This window comes from Actinomadura darangshiensis (genome assembly GCF_004349235.1).
Classification (GTDB): domain Bacteria; phylum Actinomycetota; class Actinomycetes; order Streptosporangiales; family Streptosporangiaceae; genus Spirillospora; species Spirillospora darangshiensis.
This window is the reverse complement of the sequence record NZ_SMKY01000346.1, coordinates 1-8,546: the sequence shown is the minus strand read 5'-3', so window position 1 is coordinate 8,546 and position 8,546 is coordinate 1. Positions and strand designations below refer to the sequence as shown.

The following is an 8,546-nucleotide window of genomic DNA, read 5'->3' as shown; positions in this document are numbered from 1 at the left end:
TGCCGGGACGGTACGGGTGCCGCGGCGGGGGCGGCTGCTCAGAGGGGGGCAGGAATGCCACAACAGTCAAGATTAACTGTGCTTCGCGACATTCCGCCTGTCATCCGGGCAAGGGGACCCTTCCCGCTTGCCCCGGACGGGACGGAGCCCCTCCGGAGAGGGGCCCGCCGTCAGGACTCGAAGGTCCGGCGCGTCTCCTTGCCGGCGTCCTTGACCCGCTCGCCGACCTGCTTCGCGCCGCCGGCCGTGCGCTCGCCGCGCCCCTCGGCCTCAAGGCGGGGGTCGCCGGACTGCCGTCCGGCCTCCTCCTTGCCCCGGCCCTTGGCCTTCTGCGCCTTGTTCTTCAGCTTGTCGAGGAAGCTCATGGCTCCTCCTTCTGTACGAGGATCGGACGAACCCCGCCTATGCCCGCTGAAACCCGGACCATGCGGGCATCGACGATGCGGGCACAGGGGTGTCGCGGGCGGGCGCCTGCCGGGAATGCCGCAGCACATGGCAAGGTTGTGCCGAGAGGACGACGAAGTCCCGCCTCCATAACGCCGAGCGTCAGCACAGGAGCATTCACCGTGTCGTTGCCACCTCTGGTCGAGCCCGCCCAGGAGCTCACCCGCGACGAGGTCAACCGCTACTCGCGGCACCTGATCATCCCCGACGTGGGCATGGCCGGGCAGAAGCGCCTCAAGAACGCCAAGGTCCTGGTCGTGGGCGCGGGCGGCCTCGGCTCCCCCGCCCTGCTCTACCTGGCCGCCGCCGGCGTGGGCACCCTCGGCGTCGTCGACTTCGACGTCGTGGACGAGTCGAACCTGCAGCGGCAGATCATCCACCGGCAGTCGTCGCTCGGCAAGCCCAAGGTCGAGTCGGCCGCCGAGACCGTCCGTGAGATCAACCCGCTGATCGACGTGGTCGTGCACGACTTCGCGCTCGACCGCGACAACATCATGGACGTCTTCGCCCAGTACGACCTGATCCTGGACGGCACCGACAACTTCGCCACCCGCTACATGGTGAACGACGCGGCCGTGCTGCTCGGCAAGCCGTACGTGTGGGGCTCCATCTACCGGTTCGACGGCCAGGCGTCGGTCTTCTGGGCCGAGCACGGCCCCTGCTACCGCTGCCTCTACCCCGAGCCGCCGCCGCCCGGCATGGTGCCGTCCTGCGCGGAGGGCGGGGTGCTCGGCGTCCTGTGCGCGTCGATCGGCTCGATCCAGGTGAACGAGGCCATCAAGCTGCTGACCGGCATCGGCGAGCCCCTCGTCGGCCGCCTGATGATCTACGACGCGCTGGAGATGACCTACCGGACGGTCAAGGTCCGCAAGGACCCGGAGTGCCCCCTGTGCGGCAAGAACCCGACGCAGACCGAGTTGCTGGAGGACTACGAGGCGTTCTGCGGCGCGGTCTCCGAGGAGGCCACCGAGGCCGCCAAGGACTCCACGATCTCCGTCAAGGACCTCAAGGGCATGCAGGACCGGGCCGAGGACATCTTCCTCGTGGACGTCCGCGAGCCCAACGAGTACGAGATCGTCTCGATCCCGGGCGCGACCCTCATCCCCAAGGGCGAGTTCCTGAACGGCTCGGCCCTGGAGCGCCTCCCGCAGGACAAGAAGATCGTCCTGCACTGCAAGTCGGGCGTCCGCTCCGCCGAGGCCCTCGCCGTGGTGAAGAACGCCGGCTTCGGTGACGCCGTCCACGTGGGCGGCGGCATCCTGGCCTGGGTCAACCAGATCGACCCGAGCCTGCCCTCCTACTGACCGCACGCCGCGAGGCCCCCGCCCCACCCGGGCCGGGGGCCTTTCGCGGCCACCCTGCCCGGAAATGTGCACCCGGCGGGGCATTTGAGCGGCTCCGAGCCCTGCGCAATATCGGAGACGGGACATCGCGGCGCGCCGGGTTAGCTTTCCTCTGGACGCATGATCACGTCGAGGACGTGCGGCCCAGAGGAGGGCAAAGCCCCACTTCGCAGCGGCTCCCGCTGAGGACCCCAACCTCGTACTGGCCTTCAGGGCGCTCCCCGCCCTCGTCGTCATCCTGATCACCGCGGGCGTGTGCGGAGGTCTCGCCCGAAGGGTGGGGCAGCCGCGCGTCCTCGGTGAGATGGTCGCCGGTGTGCTGCTCGGCCCGACGCTGTTCGGGCAGGTGTGGCCGGACGCGCAGGAGGCGGTGTTCCCCGGCGAGGTCAGGCCCGTCCTGTACATCCTGAGCAGCATCGGGCTGACCCTCTACATGTTCCTCGTCGGCGCGGGCCTGGACCACGCGTCGCGGGTGCCCGGCGAGGTCCGCCGGGCACCGCTGCTGGCGTTGTCGGGGATAGCGCTCTCGATGCTCCTAGGGTTCGGTGTCGGCGCCGTCCTGTGGGGGACGCTGTCGCGGCCCGACGTCGGCCGGTGAGAGTTCGCCCTGTTCGTCGGCGGCGCGCGTCGCTGACCGCGTTCCCGGTGCTCGCCCGGATCCTGTACGAGCGGGGCCTGGAGAACTCCCCGCTCGGGCGGCTGTCGCTGCTGGCGGCGCCCATCGACGACGCGGTGGCCTGGTGCCTGCTCGCGGTGCTGACGGCGTGGCATCCGGGCGGGCTGGCGCAAGGCATGATCACCCGGGAGCTGTTCGCGATGCTGGTGCTCGTCGCCCTCGTCACCACCGCGGCCGCCGTCCCGCTGTACCGGCTGGCGCTGCCCGAGCGGCTGGAGCGCGCCCGGATGCCGGCCGGGGACCAGGACGAGCCGGCGGCCACTTCGGTTCAAATGTGATCGCCCACTGATGCCGGCCGCGCCTGGTAGCCGGGCTCAGCTCTTCGGGGGGACCGGATCTTGACCGGACGGGCCCGACTATTTAGTTTGGACTCCGATCAAAACCCGGCGAAGGGACGCGGCCGTGATGCGATGGCGCTGGACGAGGCGAAGGTGGCACGCGGCGGTGGCCGGGTCGGTGGGCGCGCTGCTCATCGTCGGCGCGGCGCCGGCCGCGTCGGCGGACACGGGACGGTCCCACGGTCGCCCCTCGTTCGACGTCCGGCCGGCGCACGACGTGATCCGGCGGCTGGCCGGAGCGCGGTACGCCGCACAGGTGAGCCTGGAGACCATGCCGGGCGGCAAGGACACCTTCCGGATCTCCCGGGACCACCGGCGGCTGGTCATCGCGGGCAGCAGCACCCCGGCGCTGCTGATGGGCTTCAACTGGTACCTGAAGCATGTGGCCAAGGCCGACGTCTCGTGGACCGGCGACCAGCTCGACCTGCCGCGCCGGCTGCCCCTGCCGGCGCAGCCGATCCAGAGGTCGTCCGTCGTGAAGCACCGGTTCGCCGGCAACGACACCGAGGACGGGTACTCCGGGCCGTACCGGACGTTCGAGGACTGGGAACGGCTCATCGACGTCTACGCCCTCCACGGCGTCAACGAGATGTTCATGCCGGTCGGCACCGAGGCCGTGTACTACGAGACGCTGAAGTCGTTCGGCTACTCCGGGGGAGAGCTGCGCTCGTGGATCCCGGGCGCCGGCTACCAGCCGTGGTGGCTGCTCCAGAACATGTCCAACTTCACCTCTCCCATCAGCGGGGACCAGCTCCGCGCACGGGCGAGGCTGGGACACCGGATCGCCGACCGGATGCGCAGGCTGGGCATCACGCCGGTGCTGCCGGGCTACTTCGGGACCGTCCCGACCGACTTCGAGACCCGCGACCCCGGTGCGGTGACCGTGCCGCAGGGCAGCTGGCAGGGGTTCACCCGGCCCGACTGGCTGGCGCCGACGAACCCGGTGTTCACCAAGGTCGCCCAGCGGTTCTACGGGGTCCAGGACCGGCTGCTCGGCCGGTCGACGATGTACAAGATGGACCTGCTGCACGAGGGCGGCAAGCCCGGTGGCATCTCGGTGGGCGAGGCGTCCGTGGCCGTCCAGGACGCCCTGGAGCGGGCCCACCCGGGGGCGACCTGGGTGATCCTCGGCTGGCAGAGCAACCCGCGTCCCGAGACCGTGGCCGCGGTCGACCGGAGCAGGATGCTCGTGATGGACGGCCTGTCCGACCGGGCGCTCAAGGTCGACCGCGACGCCGACTGGAAGGGCACGCCGTACGCCTTCGGGTCGATCTGGAACTTCGGCGGCAACTCCACCGTGGGCGCGCCGATCAAGGCGTGGAACGAGCGCTTCTGGGACTGGCGGGCGCGTCCGCGCACCGCGCTCGACGGAATCGCGATCATGCCTGAGGCCGGCTACAACAACCCGGTCGCGGTCGAGTTCCTCGCCGAGCTGCCCTGGCACGACGGCCCGGTCGACCTGCACCGGTGGTTCGACGAGTACGCGGACGCGCGGTACGGCGGCGTCGACCCGCAGGCCCGCGCCGCCTGGCGGGTGCTGGCCGACACCGCCTACGCGATCCCGCCGACGGGCGGCCGGTCGTCCGGGCACGGCGGGCTGTTCGCGGCGGCGCCGAGCCTGACCACGAACAGGCCGCACCGGTGGGCGCAGACGGCGTTCGCCTCCGACCCCGCCGCGTTCGCCCGCGCCCTGCCCGCGCTCCTGTCGGTCCGCGGGTCGCTGCGCCGCAGCGACGCCTACCGCTACGACCTGGTCGACGTGGCCCGCCAGACGGCCGCCGACCGGTCCCGCACCCTGCTGCCGCAGATCAACTCGGCGTACCAGGCCCGGGACCTCGCCATGTTCACCCGGCTGACCGGCACGTGGACCGGCTACATCAAGGCGCTGGACGACCTGGTCGGCACCGACCGGCACTTCCTGGTCGGGCCGTGGCTCCAGCGGGCGCGCCAGGCGGCCGGGAGCCCCGGCGAGGCCCGGCAGCTGGAGTACGAGGCGCGCAAGCTGATCACCTCGTGGGGCGAGCGCGACACCGACCTGCACGACTACGCCTACCGCGAGTGGTCCGGCGTCCTGCGCGACTACTACGCACCGCGCTGGGAGCGGCTGTTCGACGGGCTGAAGACCGAGCTGCGGACCGGCGAGAAGGCCCCGGCCGTCGACTGGTACGCCATGGCCGAGGAATGGGCGAAGGACCGCGGCAGGTACAGCACGCGGCCGGCCGGCGACGCCTACACCGAGGCGTCCCGGATGCTGCGGCGGCTCACCGGCGACAGCTACGACCTGCGGCTGTCGCTGCGTCCGCAGGGCACGGTCTCCGGTTCCGCCGCGGTGGCCGCCTCCGTGACCAACACCAACTACTTCGCGCCGATGAGCGGCCTGACCTTCGACGTCTCCGCACCCGCGGGCGTGGAAGCGCGCCCGGCCGGCCCGGAGGAGGGGGAGATCGACCCCGGCGCCACCCTGGAGCAGTCCTGGACGCTGCACCCAACCGGTGCTCTCCCGGACGGGACGACGCAGGTCACCGTCCAGATCACGGTCGGTTTCGACCAGGCCGGCGAGCACCGGGTCCGCAAGGCGTCCGCCGTGCTGCCGGTGGCCGCGGACGGCCGGGTCCAGATGAGCGACCTGCCGTTCTCCTACGAGCGCAACCACGACGGCATCTACAAGGTGGCCCGCGACACCGTGACGCCGGGCACGCCCGAAGGCAACGGCAAGCCCATCCGGCTGGACGGGGTCGCCTACAGCAAGGGCCTCGGCACCAACGCGAACGCCGACGTGCGCGTCGAACTGAACGATGGCTGCCGGCGGTTCACCACGATCGTCGGGATCGACGACGCGATGAACCACACGGCCGACGGCGACGTCGTCGTCAGGGTGTTCGGCGACGGCGAGCAGCTGTACGAGTCCGGTGTGCTGCGCAGCGGGGCGGCGACGACCGGAGCGGACGCGGTCAAGCTCGACGTCGACGTGACCGGCGTGCGGGAGCTGCGTCTCCAAGTCGACCAGTACGACGTGAACCGCTGGTTCGACGCCGTATCGTTCGGCGTGCCGACGCTCACCTGCGCGTCGCCGCCGGCCTGAGCCACGAGAAGGGCGAGGATGACACGGTCCGTCCGCATCACCGAGAAGGTGACGCCCGCCGTCCTGCGCAAGCGCAACACCGAGCTCGTCCTGCAGAGCGTGCTGGCGGGCGGCGGCACCGTGTCCCGCGCCGACATCTCGCGGTCGACCGGCCTGGCCCGCGCCGTCGTGTCGGAGATCATGGAGACCCTGCTGGCGCGGCGGCTGGTGGCCGAGGAGCCCGGGCGGCCGAGCGGGCGCGGCAAGCCGGCCACCCTGCTCAGGATCGACACTGACCGGCACTGCCTGCTCATGGCCGACCTCCGCCCGGCCGAGGTGAAGGGCGGCGTCGTCGGGCTGGACGGCTCGATCGGCGCGACGACGCGCGTGCCGCTGCCCGCCGGTCCGAGCGTCGCGGACGCGGTGGCGGCCCTCGTCCCGGTGCTCGCCGGCCTGGCCGGCGACGACGGCCGTGCGGTGCTGGCCGCCGGGGTCGCCGTCCCCGGCATCGTGTCCCCCGAGCAGCGCATCATCGAGGCGCTGCAACTGCACTGGAAGGACGCCGACCTGGCCGGGCCGCTCAAGGCCGCCCTCGGACACGACGTCGTGCTGGTCAACGACGCGACCGCCGTGGGGATGTCCGAGCTGTCGTGCCAGCGCCGGGCGGGCGACAGCGTCATCGTGCTGCACATCGCCGGCGGCATCGGCTCCGCCATCCTGCTCGACGGCCGTGTGCACCTGGGCGAACGGCAGCGCGCCGGGGAGGTCGGCCACATCGACGTCGGCGTCAGCGACCGCCGCTGCGACTGCGGCCGCCTGGGGTGCCTCGAAACGGTGGCGAGCCTGCCGGCCGTCCTCGCGGGAGCACCGGTAGAGCTGCTGGACGCCGTCTCCTCGCCGGAGCAGGCCCCCGCGACACCGGAGCTGGAGGCGCTCGCGGCACGCGTCGACCGCGCCGGGAAGAGTCTCGCCGCCCTGCTCTGCGTCCAGGCCGCGATCCTCGACATCGGGGACGTCGTGATCGACGGGCCGATCCGCCGCGCCGGGACGCGCCTGCTCGACGCCATCGAGCGGGAACTGGCCGTGCGCCTCCCGCCCAGCGACGTCCGGCGGCCGCGCTTCTCCACGATGGCGGAGCACAGCATCATGCACGGCGCCGCCGCGACCGCCATGCACCGCCGCCTCGGCGTCATCTGGCACACCACCTGATCAGAACGGCCCGGCTGGGACCGTGTACCGGGTTTATACCGCCGCCGTCCATGCTCTGGAGAGCACGGAAAAGGGCCACTGCGCCAACAATGGCGCGCGGCCGAAACGAGCGTCTCAGCGCAGTCACGGAGGAGAACCCATGATCAGACGCCGAGTCATGACCACCGCCGCCGTCGCCGTTCTCGGAACGGCGGGCCTGTTCACCGCCGCCTCGACGGCATACGCGGCCGACAACGTCGTGAAGACGCAGGCCCCGATCCACAACGGCGAGAACACCGGCTACATGAAGTACAAGTACTCGACGAACCACGGCTGGGTCTGCGACACCAATCCGGACGGTTATCAGGTCTACGCGGTCTGGTATTTCCACGGCGGTGCTTTCGGGACCGCCTACCGCCGGAATGCGCCGTCGAGATCATGCAAGGGGGACTTCTTCGACAAGCGTCCGTACAACTCGAAGGTGTGTCTCAACCTGCCCAACGCGGTCGACCCGTGCACCTGGCGGCAACTCTGAGCCGCCCGCAATGCGCCGGCCGGGTCACCGGCCGGCGCGGCGGGTCAGCGGCCGCGGACGATGAGGCGGGCCAGGCGGCGGGAGCGTTTGCGGTGCCAGGCGGCGCGGTCGTTGGACCGCGGGAAGGGCTCGTCCGGGACGGGGACGTCCAGGAACTCGCAGAGCGGCTCCCAGCCCTGCGCCACGTCGAAGACCAGCAGGCGGCCGTCCGGGATCGCGGCCTTCACCTCGGCGATGTGGCGGTCGAGGACGCCGAGGACGTGGGCGCGGTCGTCGATGCGTCCGGCGAAGACCCGGTCCATGATCGTCGTCCAGCTCATGCGCGGGTAGAGGGCGAAGTCGGGGGCCCGCCACCGCACCAGCCGGCGGGTGACGCGGCGGCGCAGGGGCGGGTGCCGCTCCTCCAGGGCGCGGGCGAAGATGGTGGTGCTGACGCTCTCGTACCAGCGTTCCGGGTCGCGGACCGTGAGGATCACCTTCGCGGCCGGGTAGTGCTCGGCGAGTTCGCGCCAGTAGGCCGCGGCCGGCCAGTCGATGGCGCTGGTGAAACCGGCGAGCACCGCGTCCCAGTCGGGAGGGTCGCCCTCGCCGATGGCGAGCCACTGCCGGACGCGGTGCGGCTCCTCGATGATCGTGAACATGTGGTAGCAGGGACCGAGGCCGAGCATCTCCAGCGCGGTCCGCAGAGAACTCGTGCCGGTCCTGCCGAAGCCTGCGCCGATCACCTGCATGCCGGTCTCCTCTGAGCGAATTCTGATGCGCGCCGCCTATGTTCGCGGCGAACGCATTGTCCGTGGAAGCGGGGAGCCGATCAATGAGTCCTTTTCCCGGGCCGCTGCTCGACGCGTTGCGGGAGTCGCCGCGCACCGCGGCCTTCGAGCATGGCGGACGGGTCGTCTCCCGTGCTGAGTTGTCGCAGCTCATCGGTGCGATGGCGGGCGGGTTGCGGGAGGCCGGGCTG

At 71.4% G+C, this 8,546-nt stretch carries 8 protein-coding genes; 6 read left to right on the top strand and 2 right to left on the bottom strand.

Features of this window, described 5'->3' with window-relative positions; translation table 11 throughout:
• Positions 1 to 170 precede the first annotated feature (170 nt).
• On the bottom strand, positions 171 to 365 hold the full coding sequence (locus tag E1293_RS40845; RefSeq protein WP_132204492.1) for a CsbD family protein: 195 nt from the start codon (positions 363 to 365) through the stop codon (positions 171 to 173).
• Positions 366 to 566: 201 nt separating this feature from the next.
• Between E1293_RS40845 and moeZ the strand changes: the two genes are divergently transcribed.
• The 6 genes from moeZ (at position 567) to E1293_RS40815 (ending at position 7,585) form a co-directional block, all read left to right on the top strand.
• Positions 567 to 1,748 carry an adenylyltransferase/sulfurtransferase MoeZ gene (gene moeZ, locus E1293_RS40840; protein ID WP_132204490.1) on the top strand — a complete coding sequence of 394 codons (1,182 nt, stop codon included), beginning with the start codon at positions 567 to 569 and terminating at the stop codon, positions 1,746 to 1,748.
• Between the two features lie 292 nt (positions 1,749 to 2,040).
• A complete protein-coding gene (locus E1293_RS50365; RefSeq protein WP_165978626.1) occupies positions 2,041 to 2,385 on the top strand; it encodes a cation:proton antiporter domain-containing protein in 345 nt (114 codons plus the stop codon).
• Positions 2,382 to 2,741 (top strand): cation:proton antiporter domain-containing protein, encoded by a 360-nt coding sequence (locus tag E1293_RS50360; protein ID WP_165978625.1) that lies wholly within the window; start codon positions 2,382 to 2,384, stop codon positions 2,739 to 2,741. The genes E1293_RS50365 and E1293_RS50360 overlap by 4 nt, the downstream gene beginning before the upstream one ends.
• A gap of 166 nt (positions 2,742 to 2,907) precedes the next feature.
• Entirely contained in the window at positions 2,908 to 5,883 is a 2,976-nt protein-coding gene (locus E1293_RS40825; RefSeq protein ID WP_207939402.1) for an alpha-N-acetylglucosaminidase TIM-barrel domain-containing protein, read from the top strand.
• A gap of 18 nt (positions 5,884 to 5,901) precedes the next feature.
• Entirely contained in the window at positions 5,902 to 7,071 is a 1,170-nt protein-coding gene (locus E1293_RS40820; protein WP_132204482.1) for an ROK family protein, read from the top strand.
• A gap of 139 nt (positions 7,072 to 7,210) precedes the next feature.
• Positions 7,211 to 7,585, top strand: a complete 375-nt coding sequence (locus E1293_RS40815) for a hypothetical protein (RefSeq protein WP_132204480.1) — start codon at positions 7,211 to 7,213, stop codon at positions 7,583 to 7,585.
• 44 nt (positions 7,586 to 7,629) lie between these two features.
• Here E1293_RS40815 and E1293_RS40810 read toward each other — a convergent pair whose 3' ends face one another.
• Positions 7,630 to 8,316 (bottom strand): sulfotransferase family protein, encoded by a 687-nt coding sequence (locus tag E1293_RS40810; RefSeq protein ID WP_132204478.1) that lies wholly within the window; start codon positions 8,314 to 8,316, stop codon positions 7,630 to 7,632.
• Positions 8,317 to 8,546 lie beyond the last annotated feature (230 nt).